The organism is Vibrio sp. 1078-1 (genome assembly GCF_033340475.1).
Window position 1 is genome coordinate 134,210 of record NZ_JAWOWM010000003.1, and the last position, 21,572, is coordinate 155,781.

The following is a 21,572-nucleotide window of genomic DNA, read 5'->3' on the forward strand; positions in this document are numbered from 1 at the left end:
CCTTAAATACGCTCAATATCTTTGGTACCAAACAGGCCATATGGCTTGAAGGCAAGAATGATTAACAGCACATAGAATGGTGCGATGTTGTATAAGTTACCCACTTGCAGGTATTGGCTATCAAAAAACTCAGCCAAGTTTTCTAGCACCCCGATGGTGATACCACCGACAATTGCGCCGACTACCGAATCTAAGCCACCTAAAATAACGGCTGGGAAAACTTTGATACCAATAATGGATAGCGCGTCAGATACGCCGTTAACGATACCGATAACAATCCCTGCTGTTGCAGATACCATTGCCGAAATGGCCCAACTGATGGCGAACACTTTCTTGATGGAAATGCCAAGACTCTGGGCTACTTGCTGGTTGAATGCCGTTGCGCGCATTGCCAGACCCATTTTGCTGAATTTGAAGAACCAGTAGAACGCGCCCATGATGAGCATTGAGAAGATCAAGCTCAGAATGTAAGCAAACTCAACATTCAAACCTCCGATATTCACCACGTTGGTTTCGAACACTTGCGGGTACGAAACAGCCGAGACGCCGAATATCCACTTCATCAGCGCTTGGAAGAACATAGATAGACCGATGGTCACCATGATCACAGAGATAATCGGTTCACCAATCAACGGTCTGAGCACAATGGTTTGCACGGCGATACCAAAAATCATCATGAACGCGAGCGTGAGTAAAAAACCGATAAAAAATGGTAACTGTAGGTGTACCAATGCCGCCCAACATACCCACGCGCCAATCAACAAAAACTCACCCTGAGCAAAGTTGACCACCTGGGTCGATTTGTAAATCAATACAAAGCACATGGCGACAACGCCATACAACATGCCAACGATCACGCCATTAATGACGAGTTGCAGTAATAAATCCGTATTCACTATGCGATCCTCCGTTGTTCGCTATCCACTAGTGTTGGCTCATGCTCAATAAGCGTTTCAATAACTAGCGACGTTTGAATGCGTGTTTTGGTGCCATCTTGATAAGTGATCACTGTATCGACATCGACTTTTGGATCGTCGCTGTAGATGGTTTCGATGATGTCTCCGTATTTCTCTGCAACCACACCACGGCGTACTTTACGTGTGCGAGTTAGCTCTCCATCGTCGGCATCCAGCTCTTTGTAAAGTAGAATGAATTTGCTGATCTTCTGTGCATCCGGTAGGGATTCGTTCACTTTTTGAACTTCTTCACGAATCGCTTGGTACACTTCTGGTTGAGCAGATAAGTTGGTGTAGTTGGTAAATGCCAAGCCGCGTTGCTCTGCCCACTTCGCGACAATCGCATAGCGAATACAGATGATGGCAGACAGCCAAGGTCGACCTTTACCTACCACCACGGCTTCTGCAATAAACGGCGAGAACTTGAGTTTGTTTTCGATAAACTGTGGCGAATAACGGTCGCCATGGCTGGTTTCCGACATATCTTTCAGACGATCAATCACCACCAAGTGACCGGAATCTTTAAAATAGCCCGCATCGCCTGTGTGCATCCAACCATCTTGAACATCTTCATCATATGCTGCTTGGTTGTTTAAGTAGCCAGTAAACATGCCTGTACTTTTCGCGATGATTTCACCAACGCCATTGCTGTCCGGGTTGATGACTTTCACATCTGCATTATCAAACGCAACACCAACGGAATCGTAATCCACATCATCCGCTTGGTGCACGGTGTATGCGCCACACATTTCGGTCTGACCATAAAGCTGCTTAAGTGGCACACCAATAGCTTGTAGGTAACGGAAAGTATCCGGTCCCATCGCCGCACCGCCGGTTGCCGCAGATGTCAGGTTCGAAAACCCTAAACGGTCACGCAGAGCACGCAGAAGAATCCATTCAGCCAACTTAGAGCGTTTACCCTGCTCCAGCGCTTTGTTGGCTAAGCTCATGCCCAGTTTGTACATCTTTTGCTTAAACGGTGTCGAATCCATCATTCGTGCAGACACGTCTGCCACAATGTTTTCCCACACACGTGGCGCTAACAGCACAAAGTTTGGACCGATTTCACGCAAGTCGGACATCATGGTTTCTTGTTCTTCCACAAAGTTAACGATTTGACGAGAAATCAACGCCTGACCAACCACGTAAACCTGCTCCATAATCCAAGGCAAAGGCAGAACAGAAACGTAGTTGTCGCCTGGGGAACGAGGGTCTGCACGCAAGTAAGCCGCACAGTGATCCAAGAACGTGCCACTGTGTAGCTGAGCCAATTTTGGTTTAGAAGTCGTACCCGACGTAGTACAAAGAATTGAAAGATCGCTGCCTTTGGTTTCAACAACCATATTGAGATATTTGTCTGGGTCCGCTTTATCAATCAGCTGACCTTTTTTGTAGACCTGTTCAACATCAATTAATCTTGGATCATCGTATTTACGCATTCCACGAGGATCGCAGTAAATAATGTATTCAACGCTAGGAATTTCATCACCAAGCTCAAGCAGCTTGTCGCATTGCTCTTCATCTTCGGCAATCACGACTTTTGCTTTGGCATAGTTGATAAGGTACGCCACCTCTTCGTGCATAGAATCTTGATAGATGCCCAGCGAGAAACCTTTGATCGCATGTGCCGCTAACTCGCCCCATACCCATTCAGGACGGTTATCACCTAGCAAACCAACGACATCTTGCTCACCAATACCTAAATCTTGTAGTGCCAGTGCCATCCACTTGACGCGGTTTTCATAATCCTTCCAAGTGAACTCTCGCCATATACCAAACTCCTTTTCACGCATTGCGACTTGCTCGGGCCAGTTCTTGGCATTGTGTTGCAACACTTTTGGAAAGGTATCTAAGCGGGTTATATCTGCCCAATCATTATGTTGCTGTGCCATTATGCACTCTCCTCTAATGTCGGTAGCTCTTCGCCTAAGTACGCTTGTTTCACATGTGGGTTGGCCATCACTTCTTCAGGCTCACCTGTAGCAATGTGTTTCCCGAAATCCAAAACCAAAACGCGATTAGAGATGTCCATGACCACGCCCATGTCGTGCTCAATCATGATGATCGTGATATCTAATTCTTCATTCAGATCCATGATGTAACGTGCCATGTCTTCCTTTTCTTCCAAGTTCATACCTGCCATTGGTTCATCAAGCAGCAGTAACTTAGGTTTTAAGGCAATGGCACGAGCAAGCTCTACACGCTTACGTAAGCCGTAAGATAGGGTGCCTGCAGTCGCTTTTCGGATGTGCTGGATTTCTAGAAAATCGATCACGTCTTCCACATATTTGCGGTGCGCCATCTCTTCTTTCTGCGCATTAGAGAACCAATAGAGTGGCCCCGTGACGAAGTTGTTTTTTAGTAGGTGGTGTCGGCCAACCATGATGTTGTCCAGTACCGACATGTGAGAAAAGAGCGCTAAGTTTTGGAAGGTTCTTCCCAACCCTAACTCAGCTCGTTGGCTAGGTGTCCGTTTAGTTACATCATCTCCAGCGAAGATTACAGAGCCTTTGTTTGGTGTGTATCGACCAGAGATGCAATTGAGCATTGAGGTTTTACCTGCACCGTTTGGGCCAATGATTGAAAAAATTTCCTTTTCATTCACATGGAAGCTCACGTCAGTTAAAGCTTTCACCCCACCAAAAGCCAATGAAATATCGTTTACCTGCAACAGAGGCGATTCCGATACCATAGTTGATCTCCCTTTCGTTATTTTAAGTGCGTTCCATTGAGCACTATTTGATCAAACCTAACTTTGATACTGGTAACCGCTTTTACACCTATGCATCAACTTTGTATTCAGTTTACGTAAACGTCAATTTAAAATCAGAATAGTGCCTGAAAGATTAAGTTGCAATCGAGTTCATCGAGAAAGATTTGAACTAACGCAAACTTTAAGTAAATAAATTGTTAATAAAAATTATTCTCAAACGCTTACATATTTGGATAGTTCGGACCACCACCACCTTCTGGCGGAGTCCAAGTAATATTTTGACTTGGATCTTTGATGTCGCAGGTCTTACAGTGGATACAGTTGGCCGCATTTATTTGCAGCTCTGGCTGCTGCTCCCCCTGTACGATTTCATACACGCCAGCCGGACAATAGCGCTGTGCTGGCTCTGCATATAATTCAAGGTTCTGCTCAATAGGGATCCGCTGGTTCTCCAGTCGTAAGTGGCATGGTTGATCTTCCTCATGGAAGATATTGGATAGATAAACGGAAGAGAGGCGATCGAAACTTAACACGCCATCAGGCTTCGGATAGACAATTTCATTGCTGTTTTCCGCCAATAACAGAGACTGATGATCAGGCTTATCACAGCGGATATGCCACTTAGCTTTACCTTTTAACACGTTATGTTCCAGCAGCGCTAAACCACCGCCCAGCCACGATCCAAAGCGGTGGATTCCACTTGAGAAGTTACGTGCTTGATAAAGCTCTTCATACAGCCAAGACTGTTTGAAATGCTTTTGATAATCAGCAGTAACTGACTGACTCTCAAGGGCTTCACATACTGCTTCAGCGGCAAGCATTCCAGATTTTATTGCGGTGTGTGTGCCTTTGATTTTAGCGCCGTTAAGTGTTCCTGCATCACAGCCAATTAACAAGCCACCAGCAAACTGCTGCGTGGGAAGCGAATGAAAGCCGCCCTTGGTAATCGCTCTCGCGCCATAGCTAATAGGCTTCCCATTTTTGAGGTATTGCTCAATCAACGGGTGGTGTTTAAAACGTTGAAACTCATCAAATGGACTCAAGTGCGGATTCTTATAATTCAAGTCAACAATCAACCCGACGGCAACTTGGTTTCCCTCTAAATGGTAGAGATAACTGCCACCTGTAGCTTCATTTGATAACGGCCAACCTAATCCGTGCACTACTAAACCTTGCTGATGCTGCTCTGATGGGATTTCCCACAGCTCTTTAAAACCGATAGCGTAGTGTTGAGGCGTTTTCTCTTCAGCAAGATTAAATCGGTTAATCAACTGCTTACCAATATGCCCCCGTGCGCCTTCAGCAAATAAAGTAAACTTCGCTCGCAGTTCAATACCAGGTTCGAAATTTCCTTTTTGTTCACCATTTTTATCTAATCCCATATCGCCCGTGATCACGCCACAAACACGACTATCTTCATCGATGATCGCTTGACTGGCGGTAAAACCTGGGTAGACCTCCACCCCTAAGTTCTCAGCCTGCAACGCCATCCATCGGCATAGACTGCCCAAACTTATGATGTAATTACCTTTGTTATGTAACGTATTAGGCACCGCCCAAGAAGGCAGTTCATGACCATTGATGTCATTGCCTAGATAGTAGGTTTTATCTTGGTTTACTTTGGTATTGAGCGGCGCGCCTTTCTCTTCCCAGTCGGGAAAAAGCTCATCCAAACTCCGCGTTTCAAACACCGCACCCGATAAAATATGCGCTCCAACTTCAGAACCTTTTTCTACCACGCAAACAGAGAGGTCTTGTTTTTTTTCTGCTGCTAATTGTTTGATTCGGCATGCCGCAGACAAACCTGCGGGACCAGCGCCTACAATCAGAACATCAAATTCCATGCAGTCTCTTTCCATGATTGCATTCCTTTTTCTTTGCATGTTGCCAACTTGTTAATCAACAATATATTTAAAGTTGACGCAAACGTAAAGGTAAATTAACATCATTTTAAAGACGTCATCACATCGTCTTCACTGTAAACACATAGTCTTCACTGTAAAAGGAATCTAACGTGAAAATACTAGTGCCAATCAAAAGGGTCATTGATCCCTACGTTAAAGTTCGCGTGAAAGCGGACCATAGCGATGTTGAAACCAATAACGTCAAGATGACGATTAATCCATTTTGCGAAATAGCCGTTGAAGAAGCCGTACGACTAAAGGAGCAAGGTATTGCAGATGAAGTCATCGTTGTCAGTGCCGGCGGTAGCCAGTGTCAGGAGCAACTACGTACTGCGCTTGCGTTAGGTGCCGATCGCGCTATTCATATCGATACTGAAGACAAAATAGAGCCATTGGTCGTCGCTAAGCTGCTCAAAGCTCTGGTTGAGCAAGAACAAGCACAGCTTGTGATTACGGGTAAACAATCCATTGATACTGACAACAACCAAGTGGCTCAGATGCTGGCCGCCCTACTTGACTGGCCTCAAGCAACTTTCGCTTCCGACGTGAAGATTGAAGATCAAAAAGTTCAGGTCGTGAGAGAAGTGGACGGCGGCTTGATGACGGTCACGATGAACTTACCTGCGGTGATCAGTACTGACTTACGCCTGAATGAACCGCGTTTTGCCTCTTTGCCTAATATCATGAAAGCTAAGCGCAAGCCGTTAGATACCATCACACCTGACAGTCTGGGTGTTGAAGTGGTATTTAGCCAAACCATTCAAGAAATCACACCGCCAGCGCAAAGAAAAGGTGGCATCAAGGTTGAATCTGTCTCAGAGCTTCTCGATAAGCTGCGTAACGAAGCGAAGGTGATTTCATGAAGAACTTAATCATAGCAGAGCATGACAATAACCAATTGCATGCGGACACACTCAAAGTGGTTAATGCAGCAAAACAAGTCAGCCAAGACAATGTTTTGATCGTAGTGGGCCACCAGTGTGAAGAAGTCGCTCAGCAAGCTTGTCGCGTTGATGGTATATCAAACGTAATTTGTGTCGATGATGAGCAACTTAAGCATCAATTTGCCGAGAGTATCGCACCTACTGTAGTGAGTATTGCTGAAGGTTTTGACGCAATCTGGGCTAGCTCATCATCAAAAGGGAAAGATCTTGCACCGCGAGTAGCAGCGAAGTTCGGCGTTGGGCAAATTTCCGATATTGTCCAAGTTATCGATGAAAACACTTTTGTCCGCCCTATTTACGCAGGAAACGCATTTGCCAAAGTGACCACCAGCGACAAGGTTCGCGTCATCACCGTGCGCGCGTCTGCGTTTGAGCCGGTTACTTGTCACAACCAAGCTGATATTAAGCATCAGCAGGTAACTATCTCAGCTCCAATGGTTGAATTGGTTTCTGTCGATAAAACCGTGTCAGAGCGCCCTGAATTAAGCGCGGCAGAGGTGGTTGTGTCAGGTGGACGCGGGGTCGGTAGCAAAGAGAACTTCGCGTTGATCGAACAAGTGGCCGATAAACTAGGTGCTGCCATTGGCGCTTCTCGCGCGGCGGTTGATGCCGGGTTTGTTGCCAACGACTTACAAGTGGGTCAAACCGGTAAAATCGTTGCACCTAAGCTTTATATAGCGGTTGGGATTTCCGGTGCCATCCAGCATCTTGCAGGAATGAAGGAATCCAAAGTGATTGTCGCGATCAACAAAGATCCAGAATCTCCTATCTTTGAAGTTGCCGACTATGGATTGGTTGGTGATTTATTTGAGGTACTACCTCAGCTTGCCGAACAACTTTAAACGATCAGTTAAGGGGCGAACACTGCTATGTTCGCCCCTTTATTTTGTTTTTGGTCATATTCAAAAGAATTGAAATTAGAGGGACCTATGCCAAATTCTGCACCTATTTGGTCACCATCTGCTGAGCGCGTCAGCAATAGCAACTTATTACGGTTCATCGAAAAGGTTAATAAAGACAAAGCCGAAGGTACCGTAATCAACAATTACACGTCTCTACACCAGTGGTCCATTGAGCACAATGATGAATTTTGGCGACATACTTGGCAGTTTTGCAACGTAATCGGAGATATAGGTTCGCAAATCAAGAGCCTTGGCAGTCCCAAATGGACACAAACAGGTTCTAATCATCACCATGTAAATAGAGACACAGTATGGTTTGCTGACGCCACGCTGAACTACGCAGAGAACCTCCTATCTCAGGCTGAGCAATCACCAGAGCGTGAGTTTATTGTTTTTAGCAATGAAAGCGGTGAACACAGACAACTCACCGGTAAACAGTTGCTTGAACAAGTTTCTGCCATTCAACAATGGCTACTCAATTGTGGTGTCGGTAAAGGCGATGTCGTTGCGGGTTATTTGCCCTACCTTCCTGAAACCGTTATTGCCATGCTGGCCACCACCAGTCTTGGTGCCATTTGGACTTCAACCTCTCCTGATTTTGGTATCGATAGCGTCGTAGAGCGTTTTGGTCAGGTCAAACCGAAAGTTCTTTTTTGCTGTGATGGCTACCAGTTCGGAGGCAAAGCTTTCGATATGACGAACAAGAACACCACTCTTAGTAGTAAGTTAAGCAGTGCCTCCGAAGAGACTACTATTAGCGTATGCCAAATCGAATATTTACAAAACGCTGAGAGTGCTAGCACTTCTGAGTTTGTTTCTTGGTCCGATATTACTCACCACTTTTCTCCACAATCAATTCAATATCAACCAACGCTGTTTAATGACCCGTTATTCATTTTGTATTCTTCTGGTACAACAGGTCAACCTAAGTGTATTGTCCATTCCGCAGGCGGTACCTTGCTCAATCACCTCAAAGAACATCAACTGCATTGCGACATCAAATCGCAAGACAAGGTTTTCTACTACACAACATGTGGTTGGATGATGTGGAACTGGCATGTTTCCGCTCTTGCGAGTGGTGCTGCCTTAGTGATTTACGACGGTAGTCCGGTTTACCCTGATCACTCCGTCTTATGGCAATTAGCAGAAGAACATAGCGTGTCGCTGTTTGGTACTTCAGCGAAATACTTAGAAGCACTGGAACAGGCAAACTGCTCTCCAAAACTAGAACATAACCTGAAGTCACTCAAAACTCTTTGCTCAACTGGTTCGGTGCTTTACCCAGAACAATTTAGTTATGTCTATCAGCACATCAAGCAGGACTTACATCTCGCTTCTATCGCTGGCGGCACGGATATTTGCGGATGCTTTGTACTGGGAAACCCTATCTCACCAGTTTACAAAGGTGAATGCCAAGGCGCAGGGCTGGGAATCGACGTGCGTGTTTTGGACGACGAGGGAAAAACCATTACACAGCAACGCGGCGAACTAACTTGCAATAACTCACTACCTAACTTCCCTATTGGCTTCTGGCACGACAACGGCGAACGCTATCACAACGCTTATTGGAGCAAGTTTACCGATATCTGGCACCATGGCGACGATGTGATGCAAACCGAACATGGCGGTTTTATTTTTTATGGCCGTAGCGATGCGACATTGAATCCAGGCGGCGTACGAATCGGCACCGCTGAGATCTATCAGCAAGTGAACGCGTTACCCGAGGTCGAGGACTCCATCGCCGTCGGCAAGTTAAACCAGCAGTCTGAAGAAATCTGGTTACTAGTAAAACTCGCTCACAACGTCGAGTTAACCCAACAACTCACCGATTCAATTCGCCAAACATTGAAAACAAAATGTTCACCGCGCCATGTCCCACGACAAATTTTTGCTATCAGTGATATTCCTAAAACGCGCTCAGGCAAATTGGTTGAGCTAGCAGTGAAACAATTGGTAAACGGACAAGCTGTAAAAAACATTGGTGCTATTGCTAACCCAGAAGTGCTGGAAGAAATTAAAACGCTTTTCAACATAGAAAGTGGCGCCACTGTCAATTAGAGACCCAACAAGTCTTCCCACAATACAGACGGGTATAACCTAACTATATTTTAGCTCGCTCGATAACTCCTCCCCACTTTCGTGGAAACTGAGCGAAATATGCTTCATGTACACAAAAAAGGTGAGATAATTCTATCTCACCTTTGAGCCATATGAGCTGGAGCATTAGTTTGGGGGTTAAGCTTTTATCAGTTGGCTCATATCTTCGCGAACTTGTGGCACCGTTAAACCAACGATGATTTGAAGGCTCTCTTGATTTCTAACAATATTCACCGCTCCGTGCTGTGTGAAAAATGCGTTCTCCTTTACCAGAGAGACATCTTTAACTTTAACACGCAGACGCGTCGCGCAATTAGTTAACAATTCAATGTTTTCTTTTCCACCCAAACCTTCAATAAAGGCACTAGCTTGTGACGGACTTGCGCTACTGTTATGGACCGCTTTCGCTTCTTTGTAGTCAGCTTTGGAATACAACTTACTATCTGCACCTTCACGTCCCGGAGTAAGTATGTTGTATTTTAAAATAAGCGCGCGAAACGTAACAAAGTAGACACCAGTAAACATGAGACCAATAATAATCTGAATCACGTATGTTCCTGCATGGTTACCAGCCAAAGGCAACCAGTTTTGGAAAATGAAGTCTATCAAGCCAGTCTGAAAGTTACCGGAAACACCAAACATAAAGGCGATCGTTGCCATTGTCGCAGATAACAACGCATGCAAAGCAAACAGCGCAGGTGCGATAAATAAGAATGTAAACTCTATTGGTTCGGTGATCCCTGTAAGAATTGCTGTGATTGCGGCTCCGAGCACTAACCCCATCACCATCTTTTTATTTTCTTTTTTCGCAACTGAATAGAGTGCTAGTGCGATACCCGTACAACCAAACACTTTACCCATTCCCGTCAACATCAAACCACCCTGAGGAAATTGTGTCGTTAAACTTTCCGAGCTCTGGGCGAATGTCTGTATATTTTGAATCCAATAGGCAACCGTTCCGCCATCGACTGCAACTGGCCCATAAAAAACGGGACCATATACGAAATGATGCAACCCCGTTGGTATCATGATTCGCTCTAAAAACGTAAATAGCCATACCCCTAACGATCCAGCAGAAACCAAAAATGATTGCAGATTGTTAATACCATGCTGAATACTTGGCCAAGTCAAACAAGTTAGAATTGCCATCACGACCATAATGGGGAAACTAATGATCACAACCAATGGCGTTCCGCCAAATACAGCCGCCCAATCCGGTAGCTTTTTATCAAAGAATCGGTTGTGAACCCAAACAGAGAGACTTGCAATTAAAATGGCACCTAGCAAGTTGGTATCAAGCGTTAGAATGCCACCAACTTCAGTCAAACCTCGCTCACCTTCCGTATAGTTCACGCCCAGTTCTGGTCCCCAAAATTGAAGGATTCCACCAATAACGTAGTTAAACGTAATGTAGGAAACGAGTGTTGCAAGTACAGCGCGACCAGATGCTTTTTTAGCTAAAGCGATAGGTAACCCAACGGCAAAAATAAGTGCCATATTTTTAAATACAGCGAGAGATGCCTGTAAAATGATCGTCGAGACTTTAACCCAAGCACTCCCCTCTAGTGCCCAAGGAAACACTTCTTGATTTAACAGCACAACAGAGAAACCCAATAACATGCCCGCTGCTGGAAATAATAGAACGGGAACAAACATCGCGGCTCCGAACCTTTGAATAATGTCTTTCATATAAACCTCTTGTTTCATTCACGGAGCCTACAAGTAGGCCCCGAACGTCCAGTTGTTATTGAAAAAATTGAGGAAGGTAGGCTTTATTTTCTTCTAGTAATTGTTTTGTTATTTCTTTAGCTTTTGGCACATTAACCACGGTACGGTTAAGTGTGAGTGCATTAATCAGCTTTTGCTGACTTCCTTCGTACCAAGCATCCACGACTAATTTCTCGTAACCAAGTTGGCTTTCAATCATGGCTTTTTGGAAGGTTGGGATTTTTCCTACAGTAAAAGCTTTCGGTCCATCACTAGTTAGCGCAGCTGGAACTTCTACCATGGCGTCATTTTGTAAATTTGTAATAGCACCATTATTCGGTACGATGACGAGATACACATCGCTCAAGTTGTAGGCAAGCGAAGCCGCAACTCTCACCATGTATCGACCATGGATATCGGCATGCAGTGTTTCGTGCTTCGTGGTGCCCGCTTCAATTATTCTTGCGTTCAATTCGAACACTCGTTTCTCACGGCCGTTAATTACCTGCCTTGCGCGAGTATTATTGATATCCTCTTTCGCCACCATTTTTTCAGGGTACAAATAGTATTGAAGATACGTATTCGGCAAAAACTCTGGATTATCAGCAAGCATTGTTCTCATGTTTTTGAATGTGGCTTGCCACGATGGGTCATCCGCTATTTCCGCATCAACCGCACTGATCCCTTCTTTTAGGATGATATTTTTAATTTTATCCGTTAAGTCTTCACCCTGTTTGTTACGAATTTTGGTAAACCAGCCATAGTGATTAAGCCCAAAATATTCAGGAACAAAGTCCCAAATTTCACACCCTAACAATTGCGCATAGCTGACCATAATCGCTGCTGGCATATCACAAATATTTAGAATTCGCTTATCATGCGGAAATTCACGATTTAAAGCTTCAGCGACAATTGCCGCTGGGTTGGTGTAATTAAGAATCCACGCATCTGGACACGTTTGTCGGATCTCGTTCACTAGCTGGATCATATCGCCGATAGAGCGAAGTCCATATGCCATTCCTCCCGCGCCACATGTCTCTTGCCCAACACAAGAGTTGGATAGCGGGATTTGTTCATCGCGCTCGCGCATGGCCAACCCACCAGTGCGGATCTGTATAAAGAAAAAGTCCGAATCTGCGAATGCGACAGATTTATCCGTTGTATAAACAAACTCTTCAACTTCTGGATAGTGTTCTCGCAATAGAATTTCAGTAGCTAATGCATTCGACTCTTGGCGTTTCTCATCTATGTCGTAAAACACGACTTTTGCGAGTGGAAAGTTATCTTTTTCGGCAATAAGGCTGTTCATCATACCAAGTGTGTATGTACTGCCAGCACCAACAATCGTTAATTTTTGACGTTTCATTTCGCTACCTCAAATGTTTATCCTGAAAATGTATAAAGTAAGTATTAATACTTTTATGATACATTTAAAGTATAAGCACAAAGATACGAGATAAAAATCACACAAAGATCCTAAGGAAAAGTATTAACTACATCTCAGATCACATTCTTGCTATCATGGTCCAAGACTTAGCGAGGTATTATGAAACCCAAATACATAGACATTGCGGAACGATTAGAAAAAAAGATCAAAGATGGGGAACTACAACCGAAATCGATGCTTCCAAAAGAGAGTGATTTGCAAGAAGAGTTTTCCGTAAGCCGCGTAACCATCAGAAAAAGCTTACAAATTCTGGTCGACAATAATTTAATTAGTCGGACAAGAGGTAGTGGAACTTATGTAAACGATCTAAAAGCCCAACATGATGCCTTACATTTGCTGGGTTTTATCGAGGAAGTCAGTAAACAGGGGAAAACGCCTAGCTCTCAAGTCATAAAGTTCGAACTTAAAAAGCCGAATGAGCAGGTTGCTAAGCAGTTAAATCTCTCGCCCAATGATGATACATATGAAATACATAGACTCAGATGTATTAATGATGAGCCTGAAATTTACGAAGTCACTCATATGCCAGCAATGTTATTTCCAGACTTGAGCATAGCCATAATGAATGGTTCTAAATATGAGTACATTGAAAATAGCAAAGGATTGAAAATTGCGAAAAGCAGTCAGTCTGTCAAACCGTACTTGTTAGATGCAGAGACGGCCTCATACCTGAATGAATCAGAAGCTTCCCCTATTCTAAAAGTTGAGTCCACTGGTTACCTAGAAGATGGTCGTGCATTTGAATATACCGTCAATTACTTCCGACTTCATCAATACAGCTTCGAGTTTATTTCAACTAGGGCGTAGTACTATTCGACGCTAATGGTTAATCATTACGCCAAATCTTATATCCGACCTCTCGCATTGCTCTGCCGAGCAGGTGGGAGGCGACTGGCGCAGTGAGAACGATAAACAACATCGTACCGATAACCCGAGAGATCACGGTAACTTCAGGGAGTGAGAAAGCGACCGCTAATAACAAGCAGCTCACTCCGACAGTTCCAGCTTTGGTCGCTGCATGCATTCGGGTATACAAATCAGGAAGCCTCAGGACACCTAGACTTGCAACCAAGGTCAACAATGTTCCTAAGCATAAAAATAGTCCAATCAACACGTCCATTATTCTTTCTCCTTTCTTTTAACGATCAAACGTGCAAATGCGATCGTGCCGAGAAATGCGACCAAACCTAATGTAATGGCGATGTCTAACAGAGCGTCCTCACCGCTGTCTAAGGTGTAAACCGTAATAAATCCGATAGTGATAAATGAAATCAGATCTAACGCCACAACTCGATCAGCTAGCGTTGGTCCTAGAATTAAACGAGCAAAAGCCATAACAAAGCTGAGTAGTAGCCCAGAATAGGCAAAAGTGACCGTTATTTGCAGCCAACTATCCACGCGTCACCTCCAAAATTCGATGCTCTAACCCATCTTTAATTCCGCGAATAACCTCTTCATGTTCAGGTGCAAACATGGCATGAACGATAAGATACTTTTTATCAGCCGTAACATCCAAACTAAGCGTACCCGGTGTTAAAGAAACCATGTTCGCCAGTAATGTGATTTCTAGGTCAGAATCGACCTCCAGAGGGACATAAACGATATCAGGCTGACTCAAATGAGTAGGTGTCACGACGTCCCACACCACTTTCGCAACCGATATAACCATTTCATAAGCGAAGTACACCAATAACTTCAATGCAGATGCAAAACGTTGAAAATAGCTCGTTTTCAATCCAAATGGTTGACTCAACCTTAAAGCAAAAAAGCCGACCGTAAATCCGACAACAAAATTCAGACTCGAATAGCTGCCATTAAGCATCATCCACGCTAACGCTAAGAAAAAATTGAGGAATAGATAGATCATGCATTTCCTCCTAACACCACTCTGATGTATTCAGTCGGATTTAACAGTTGTTCTGCAGCTTGAACGGAAAATTGATAAAAAGGCTCCGCCACTAAGCCAATGATTAGCGTCAACGTTGTCAATACAATAATTGGAACGCAGTACAACCAATGTACTTTGGCCTGCAGAGTCTGTTCTGGCTTCTCTCTAAATGGCTTTTTCCAAAATGCCTCACTCCAAATTTTCGTCATCGAGTAGACAGTAAGCAACCCCACCAATAACGCGGTACCTGCTAACCAGTAATACTCAGCCTGTATGCTCGACTTGATGACCAATAGCTTTCCCCAGAAACCCGATAGCGGTGGGAAACCGGCCAGAGAAAACGCAGGGACAAGAAACAAGAACGCTAACCAAGGCATAGCTTTGTATACCCCACCCAAATGTTCAAGTTGACTAGAGCCATATTTGCGCTCGATGAATCCACCTATTAAGAACAAATTCGCTTTTACAATGATGTGATGAACAATGTAGAAAATGGCACCGGCTAAAGCTAAGGGAGTGTAAATAGCCAACCCCATGATCATATAGCCTATTTGGCTAATAATATGAAAAGAAAGAATTTTCTTAATGTCGAATTGGCTAGCCGCTCCTAAAACGCCCGTTAACATGGTTAGCCCTGCGACCCAAATTAACGTCGGTTGCCAGCCACTCTCGGAGAGCGGAAATACTAAGGTGAAGACTCTTATCAACGCGTATACACCGACTTTAGTAAGCAACGCGGCAAACAGTGCAACCACACCGCTTGGTAACGTGTGATAAGAAGCTGGCAACCAAGCAAATAAAGGAAAGAGTGCCGCTTTAATAGAGAAGGCAAACAAAAACAGCGCGGACAGCATCATGTTGATGCTCAATTCATTTTCCCCTACTTTGGTGTAGAGATCGGCCAGGTTCAAGGTGCCCGTTGCGCCATACAACAAGCCGATAGCAAGCAAAAATACCAGCGTCGAAATCAGGTTCAACATGACGTACTTTACTGCACCATCAACTTGAGTTTTCGTTGCATCTAACACCATTAAACCAAATGATGAAATGAGCATGACCTCAAACCAAACATACAGATTAAAAATATCTCCAGTCAGGAAAGCGCCATAAACGCCAGCAAGCAACATGTGCATTAACGCATGGTAATTGCTATAGGAGGGCTTTCGGTGAAGGTCCGCCATCGCGTAGAAAACACATATCGCACCAATCACCGCCGTTATCATCACCATAGCAACGCTGAGGTAATCTGCGACAAACACGATACCAAATGGCGCACTCCACTGACCAAAAGCAACGGCTTGAATACCATTATTTATGATGTTTTCTGTGAGAAAGCCAGCTACGAAAAGGTTCGAAATCGCACTTACTCCGCTCAACCACTCAACACTTTTTGTTGAGCGACGGACGAAGAAGATAGTCAACGCCGTACTCAGCGAGAGAACAACCGGTAACGTAAGCAAAATCGAACTCATTGACCCTCCTCAGAACGTTGCATTTCATCGACGTTTGCAGTTCCAGTGTCTTTATAAGCTCGATAGAACAGCATTAAAGCAAAAATAAGCAGTCCAAAACCGATGACTATCGCAGTTAAGATAAGCGCTTGAGGTAAAGGATTTGCCGCGCTATCTGGTGGTAAAAGAGCATTATCGCCAATCAATGGCGGTTCTCCGGGCGTCAGCCTCCCAGCGGTAAAAATAGCAAGGTTAACCGCACTACTGAGTAACATGATGCCGAACAAAAGACGCAAGATATGCTTTTCAAGCATTAAATAAACACCTGCTGCGACAAATACTCCAACGACAACACTCCAGACTATTTCCATCACTCTAGCTCCTCATTAATACGAAGCAGCATACCCATCACGCCACCTATAACGGCAAGGTAAACACCAACATCAAAAACCAATGGCGTCCCTAGTGGTATCACATCTTTCCACCACAGTCCGGTCAAAAACGGTTTATCAAACACAAAGCTCAAAGCACCAGAAACTAAGCTCAATGCGATGCCAGATAACGCAATGAGAAACGGCTTGAAATACAACCTAGAACGAACGTATTTCGGTGATTCCGCGAACATGAGAAGTGATAAACCAATAACGGCAATCAACGCACCAATAAAGCCACCACCCGGTTCATTATGACCACGTAACAACAGATACACTGAAAATACGAGCATGAGTGCCGAAACAATGTGTGCCGTGGTTGCAAAAATTAATGATTGGATACGATTTTGCTTTTTCGCTCTTGTCTTAAGCAAACTCACTGCCGCAATCCCTGCAATAACAACGACAACAACTTCTCCCAATGTATCAAATGCGCGAAAGTCGACCAGAATAACGTTAACAATGTTTCGCCCATGTCCACCCGGGACACTGTTTTCTGCAAAGAAATCTGACACCGAAGAGTCCATCGGCTGAGACGTGATTCCTAACAAAAGTAAAGTAACCGAAACACCTATCACACCTGCTATGCAAATATTCGCTACTTTACGTTTTATTGAATGCTTGGGCACGGTGGTTAGACGTGGCATATGACGCATTAACAATGCAAGAAAGACCACCATTAATGTTTCCACTAACAGTAAAGTCTTCGCAACGTCCGGGGCGCTATAAATCATAAAAACAAGCGTGGTCATGAAGCCAATCATACCAAGCGCAGAAATCGCAAGAAGTCTTGCGTGGGACAACGTACATACGAGCGCAGCACCAATCAACAATAAGGCAATACCAATCTCATAGAAAGTGACACTTGAAAGTTCGCCAACCAAAGGCAGAGGAATAAGCGCTACCTGACTCAGTAACGCAACGGCAAGTACCGTGAAAAATAATAGGACATAGCGACTCAATTTCTTTTGCTGTAACCGCGCCGTTTGCCACTTCGCCACTGTCATCATGCCATCTAATAGTCGTTCAAAAATATTCTCCGCTTTGGGGACGAATAGATGTAACCGCTGAAAAAATGCAAACACAGCTGGATAAACACGGTACACCACATACCCCAACGCTAGCGTAATAACGCTTAACACTAACGGTACATTCACGCCATGCCATAGTGATGTTTCTTTAAGAGTTGCTGTGGGCAGAATGTCAGCAGAGCCCGGAAAAATAATATTGCGATCTAACCAATTCAAACCGAATAACGGAACTAGGAGGCTGCCAACTGCCAAGAGCAAAGGCGAGATCCACATGGCTTTTTTTGTCTCAACTGGCTTAGTTTCAATCGGCACGAGATCACGGCGAGCAAAGAATGGTCTCGCAATAAGCATAATGGTTAGCGCGACCATCAGTATATTCACGATTAAAAGTACAAAGGCGATCCAGTTATTGAGCTCTACTGCGGACTTGTACATGTATTCTTTGCTCAAAAAGCCTAACAACGGCGGGAACCCCGCTTTAGACAATGCAGCCAAACTCCCCGCAACCATGCTGATGACGAGAACTGACTTCAGACCGTACAATTGATCAATATCTCGTGTTCCTGTCGCTTTGTCGATATTACCCACCACCATAAACAGCGCAGCTTTATAGAAAGAGTGAGCGAGAATAAACATCAATACCGCACTAACGGCCAAATCTGTGCCCATACCTAGTAATAATGTTAATTTACCCAAAGCAACATTCGTGCTGTAGGCTAGCATCAGCTTCAAGTCAGTTTGTTTTAATGCGACAAATGTGCACCAAATGGCCGTGATACTCCCAGTGATGACTAAAGCATAAAACCAGATCTCGCTGTGGGCATAAACTGGCGATAAACGTGCTAATAGGTAAATGCCTGCCTTTACCATTGTTGCCGAGTGTAAATACGCACTGACCGGAGTGGGAGCTGCCATCGCGTTAGGTAGCCAAAAATGAAACGGGAATTGCGCAGATTTAGTAAATGCACCGAGTAGTATGAGCACTAGAGATGGGATAAACCATTCATGCTGCGCAATAGTGTCTGCCTGCTCGATAATGGTATTTAGCTCATAACTCCCAGCCATTGCTCCCAGCAAGATAAGACCAGCTAGCAACGCTAGTCCACCAGCACCGGTAACAATCAGCGACTGCAAGGCGTTTTTCCGAGACGTTTTATTTTCGTGATTAAACCCGATCAGTAAGTAAGAAGTGATGGTGGTGAGTTCCCAGAAAACAAATAACAACAGAATGTTATCGCTCATCACAATCCCTAGCATGGCAAGCATGAATAGGGTTAGATACAAATGAAAGGAAAACCGGCTATCACTTTCTCGTAAATAAGCCAAAGCGTAGATTTGAATCAGTGCGCCAATCCCACTGATCAGTCCCGCAAAAAGAAATGAAAGACCATCTAATCTAAAGCTAAGGTTGATATCGAGGCTTGGTATCCATTCCGCATTCCAGCTCACGCCTGCAGGAGTATAGATGTAGAAGAGAAAAGAGAAGATTAAAACTGGCAGCGCAGGGAAAATCAGTAAGACCAACTGATTATCTAGGTTTTTCGGCAGGTTTTCTTTACCCGTTATGTTATTCAACATCGCAGCCCATTCGTTATTATAAGAAGGTACGCCCTATTCGGCGCAAATGACAAACTCCACTGTATTGTTTTAGCCCAAGCGCTTCAAAAACGATCATGAAACCAAGGGAAAAGTAGCAAACAGTAATCACTGAGTGCTACTTAGAGGAACGCCGATACAAACCGCTATTTGCTGTCTGCTACGGCATAAGAACGTAGGTCACTACTTACGTGTTCTTGGCTGAATGTATATGGATTATCGTCATCAGCTAACTCGAATGCATCGTAGGTGCAGTCACCGATATCATTTCTCGGACAAACATAAACATTCGAACGTTCTATCATTTCTGTGTGGCATTTCGGGCATAGGTTTTTCATGTCACTCTCCTCTGATAACTTATTGATACATTGATAATTCCATGTTCTAGAGATCCATCTCCCTCCTTTACCTAAAACATCACTTAAACCCAACTTTGTTACACCCCAATTACTGAATCGGTGAGACAAAACCATCGGGCTTAAGAGCGACCAAACTACAGTTAATCGATTGCAAAATATTTTCAGCCGTATTACCAATGACATAACCAGATATACCAGTCCTCGCTAAGGTACCCATGACCAACACGTCTACCTCAATACTTTCTACGTAATCTGGAATCTTTTCGTCGGGTTTTCCATGCAGGTGGTGAATCACAATTTCACCTGTAATCCCAGACTCCTCCAACAGCTGTTGCAGAGCTTGTTTATGATCGGCTTTTGCTTTGTCGAGTTCATGTTTCAACTCAGCATCATCGACTTGAATCCAAGCGTTACCATTAAGGTAGTTTTCTAAGTAATACTCCCAGCAAGAAATCACGTGTAAACGACTATCGCAGGTGTCGGCTATCGAACGCGATAATTCGAGTAAACGCACGGCTAATGAGTGCTGTTCATCGCTTGCCGTTAATGGGTCGATAGCCACAGCAACACGGCGCTTATCTCTTGGCTTATCAATTGGTCGGTGCAACCAAAGCGGACAAGGGCATTTTCGTAACAGAGTCATATCAATAGCTTTGAAACCCTCAGCACCTTCACCGAGCGGTTCAGCTTCTTTGATGATGAGATCTTTGTTATCAGCTAATGCTTCTTGAATAATACAGACAGCGGGCTTTTCACTGCTTTTCACAGTAAGAGGAAATGCGAGATCCTCTTCAGTGAGTCCCAGCTTCTGTCTGTATTCGTGAATACTTTGTTTGAGGGAGTCTTGCAGCGATTGCTCATAACTTTGCTGATACTGGATCATGTCTGTTGGGAAATCAGGACACGCTATTAGCCCTGAGACAGGCACTTTGTTGCTAGATGCAATCCTCATCGCTTGTTCGAGGGCGTCACTATGGCCTGGCAATCCTTGTGTTGCAAAAAGTATGTTTGCGAATCGTTTCATACACACCTCCTTGTTTGGTTAAATATTAACCACCCACAAAGTATAATACCTAACGGATAATTGTAACGGCTTGTGACGTTGATGAAATCAATTCTCATTAAGAGACGGGTATTGCTTCACTTGGTTTTACGTCACACTCTCCTTTCATCACAACTGCCGCCTTCTGACCTAAATAAATTCCGCTACCTAAAATTGAGACCAAATAAAAACCCAAATTACTCAAAGTTTTTTCTCACCTTGAGTAACTTGGGTATAAGCAATAACACACTTAGTGTCCGGATTTAAATGGATGGCCTAAATTTTCACGCAACTTAGTTTAAAGATGCCATCTCAATCACGAATCGATATGCAAAGTTTTACGGCTTTAGTGACCTAAAATCGCCGTAACTCAATGTTAAGGTTGTTGTTTTGTCGGTGCCAAAGCAATTTCACGAACACATACACCTTGCGGTTGCTGATAAGCAAACAGCACTGCTCGTGCAATGTCGTCTGCTGCCAACACGCCGCCCATATCCACCTTCCAAGCGTCATAGCCATCTTTAATATCTTGAGACGTTGTATGTGAAAGTAATTCCGTTTCCACTGCACCAGGTGCAATCGTCGTAACGCGAACATTCGATGATGCAACTTCTTCACGTACGTTTTCAGAAACCGCATGAACCGCAAATTTGGTACCGCAGTAAGCGGCATGATCAGGGAATGTTTTCTTGCCCGCAATAGAGCTGATGTTAATGATCGTACCACTGTTACGTGCTTTCATCGGTGCTAGGACGGACTGCATGCCATTGAGTAAGCCAATTACGTTCACATCAAACATGCGCTTCCACTCCGATGGTTCCTGAGTATCTATCTGACCGAGAAGCATAACTCCTGCGTTATTTACAAGTGCATCTACCGGACCATACAACGCTTCAGCTTTCTCAATTGCAGCCTCAAAAGAAGCTTTGTCGGTCACATCTACCTTTTCACAAAGCGTATTTGGTAAGTTTAATGCTTCCAAACGTTCTACACGTCTTGCTAACAAAAGAAGAGCATGGCCCTGCTCACTGAAGTGACGTGCAATCGCTTCACCAATGCCTGAACTAGCGCCTGTAATAACAATTAACTTTTTCATTTTGAATC

The 21,572-nt window shown here is 44.2% G+C and carries 19 protein-coding genes; 4 read left to right on the plus strand and 15 right to left on the minus strand.

What is annotated here, in order from left to right; genetic code table 11:
* Positions 1-2: 2 nt before the first annotated feature.
* The 4 genes from R7190_RS07695 to R7190_RS07710 all read right to left on the minus strand — a co-directional run bounded on the left by R7190_RS07695 (position 3) and on the right by R7190_RS07710 (position 5,528).
* Positions 3-896 carry a branched-chain amino acid ABC transporter permease gene (locus R7190_RS07695; protein ID WP_005373295.1) on the minus strand — a complete coding sequence of 298 codons (894 nt, stop codon included), beginning with the start codon at positions 894-896 and terminating at the stop codon, positions 3-5.
* On the minus strand, positions 896-2,848 hold the full coding sequence (locus R7190_RS07700; RefSeq protein ID WP_054576076.1) for a long-chain fatty acid--CoA ligase: 1,953 nt from the start codon (positions 2,846-2,848) through the stop codon (positions 896-898). Before R7190_RS07700 ends, R7190_RS07695 begins: the two co-directional genes overlap by 1 nt.
* Positions 2,848-3,648 (minus strand): ABC transporter ATP-binding protein, encoded by an 801-nt coding sequence (locus R7190_RS07705; RefSeq protein WP_005373297.1) that lies wholly within the window; start codon positions 3,646-3,648, stop codon positions 2,848-2,850. Before R7190_RS07705 ends, R7190_RS07700 begins: the two co-directional genes overlap by 1 nt.
* 242 nt (positions 3,649-3,890) lie before the next feature.
* Positions 3,891-5,528: an electron transfer flavoprotein-ubiquinone oxidoreductase gene (locus R7190_RS07710; RefSeq protein ID WP_186585399.1), complete on the minus strand. Its 1,638-nt coding sequence runs from the start codon at positions 5,526-5,528 to the stop codon at positions 3,891-3,893.
* Positions 5,529-5,683: 155 nt separating this feature from the next.
* On the opposite strand from R7190_RS07710, the gene R7190_RS07715 reads away from it, so the two are divergent.
* From R7190_RS07715 to R7190_RS07725, 3 genes are all read left to right on the plus strand, one after another.
* Positions 5,684-6,436, plus strand: a complete 753-nt coding sequence (locus tag R7190_RS07715) for an electron transfer flavoprotein subunit beta/FixA family protein (protein WP_186585400.1) — start codon at positions 5,684-5,686, stop codon at positions 6,434-6,436.
* A complete protein-coding gene (locus R7190_RS07720) occupies positions 6,433-7,359 on the plus strand; it encodes an electron transfer flavoprotein subunit alpha/FixB family protein (RefSeq protein ID WP_186585401.1) in 927 nt (308 codons plus the stop codon). The genes R7190_RS07715 and R7190_RS07720 overlap by 4 nt, the downstream gene beginning before the upstream one ends.
* 87 nt (positions 7,360-7,446) lie before the next feature.
* A complete protein-coding gene (locus tag R7190_RS07725) occupies positions 7,447-9,477 on the plus strand; it encodes an acetoacetate--CoA ligase (protein WP_186585402.1) in 2,031 nt (676 codons plus the stop codon).
* A 177-nt stretch (positions 9,478-9,654) separates the two neighbouring features.
* Here the strand turns inward: R7190_RS07725 and R7190_RS07730 are convergent, their stop codons facing one another.
* The gene (locus R7190_RS07730) at positions 9,655-11,205 is read right to left on the minus strand and encodes an alpha-glucoside-specific PTS transporter subunit IIBC (RefSeq protein WP_017633701.1); all 1,551 of its coding nucleotides are present in this window, start codon (positions 11,203-11,205) and stop codon (positions 9,655-9,657) included.
* 55 nt (positions 11,206-11,260) lie between these two features.
* Positions 11,261-12,589, minus strand: coding sequence for a 6-phospho-alpha-glucosidase (locus tag R7190_RS07735; protein WP_005373308.1), 1,329 nt, complete (start codon positions 12,587-12,589; stop codon positions 11,261-11,263).
* 180 nt (positions 12,590-12,769) lie between these two features.
* Here R7190_RS07735 and R7190_RS07740 point away from each other — a divergent pair, with 180 nt between their 5' ends.
* Positions 12,770-13,477: a GntR family transcriptional regulator gene (locus tag R7190_RS07740; protein ID WP_054730587.1), complete on the plus strand. Its 708-nt coding sequence runs from the start codon at positions 12,770-12,772 to the stop codon at positions 13,475-13,477.
* Between the two features lie 19 nt (positions 13,478-13,496).
* On the opposite strand, the gene mnhG is transcribed toward R7190_RS07740, so the two are convergent.
* The 9 genes from mnhG to R7190_RS07785 all read right to left on the minus strand — a co-directional run bounded on the left by mnhG (position 13,497) and on the right by R7190_RS07785 (position 21,564).
* On the minus strand, positions 13,497-13,790 hold the full coding sequence (gene mnhG / locus R7190_RS07745) for a monovalent cation/H(+) antiporter subunit G (RefSeq protein WP_005373314.1): 294 nt from the start codon (positions 13,788-13,790) through the stop codon (positions 13,497-13,499).
* Entirely contained in the window at positions 13,790-14,068 is a 279-nt protein-coding gene (locus R7190_RS07750; RefSeq protein WP_005373317.1) for a cation:proton antiporter, read from the minus strand. Before R7190_RS07750 ends, mnhG begins: the two co-directional genes overlap by 1 nt.
* On the minus strand, positions 14,061-14,537 hold the full coding sequence (locus R7190_RS07755) for a Na+/H+ antiporter subunit E (RefSeq protein ID WP_005373320.1): 477 nt from the start codon (positions 14,535-14,537) through the stop codon (positions 14,061-14,063). Before R7190_RS07755 ends, R7190_RS07750 begins: the two co-directional genes overlap by 8 nt.
* Entirely contained in the window at positions 14,534-16,030 is a 1,497-nt protein-coding gene (locus R7190_RS07760; protein ID WP_186585403.1) for a Na+/H+ antiporter subunit D, read from the minus strand. Before R7190_RS07760 ends, R7190_RS07755 begins: the two co-directional genes overlap by 4 nt.
* Positions 16,027-16,380, minus strand: a complete 354-nt coding sequence (locus R7190_RS07765) for a Na+/H+ antiporter subunit C (protein WP_017633704.1) — start codon at positions 16,378-16,380, stop codon at positions 16,027-16,029. Before R7190_RS07765 ends, R7190_RS07760 begins: the two co-directional genes overlap by 4 nt.
* Entirely contained in the window at positions 16,380-19,049 is a 2,670-nt protein-coding gene (gene mbhE, locus R7190_RS07770; RefSeq protein ID WP_186585404.1) for a hydrogen gas-evolving membrane-bound hydrogenase subunit E, read from the minus strand. The genes R7190_RS07765 and mbhE overlap by 1 nt, the downstream gene beginning before the upstream one ends.
* 164 nt (positions 19,050-19,213) lie before the next feature.
* The gene (locus tag R7190_RS07775) at positions 19,214-19,405 is read right to left on the minus strand and encodes a hypothetical protein (RefSeq protein ID WP_005373328.1); all 192 of its coding nucleotides are present in this window, start codon (positions 19,403-19,405) and stop codon (positions 19,214-19,216) included.
* Positions 19,406-19,514: 109 nt separating this feature from the next.
* Positions 19,515-20,450, minus strand: a complete 936-nt coding sequence (locus R7190_RS07780; protein WP_054574676.1) for a universal stress protein — start codon at positions 20,448-20,450, stop codon at positions 19,515-19,517.
* Positions 20,451-20,844: 394 nt separating this feature from the next.
* The gene (locus R7190_RS07785; RefSeq protein WP_186585406.1) at positions 20,845-21,564 is read right to left on the minus strand and encodes an SDR family oxidoreductase; all 720 of its coding nucleotides are present in this window, start codon (positions 21,562-21,564) and stop codon (positions 20,845-20,847) included.
* Positions 21,565-21,572: the final 8 nt, after the last annotated feature.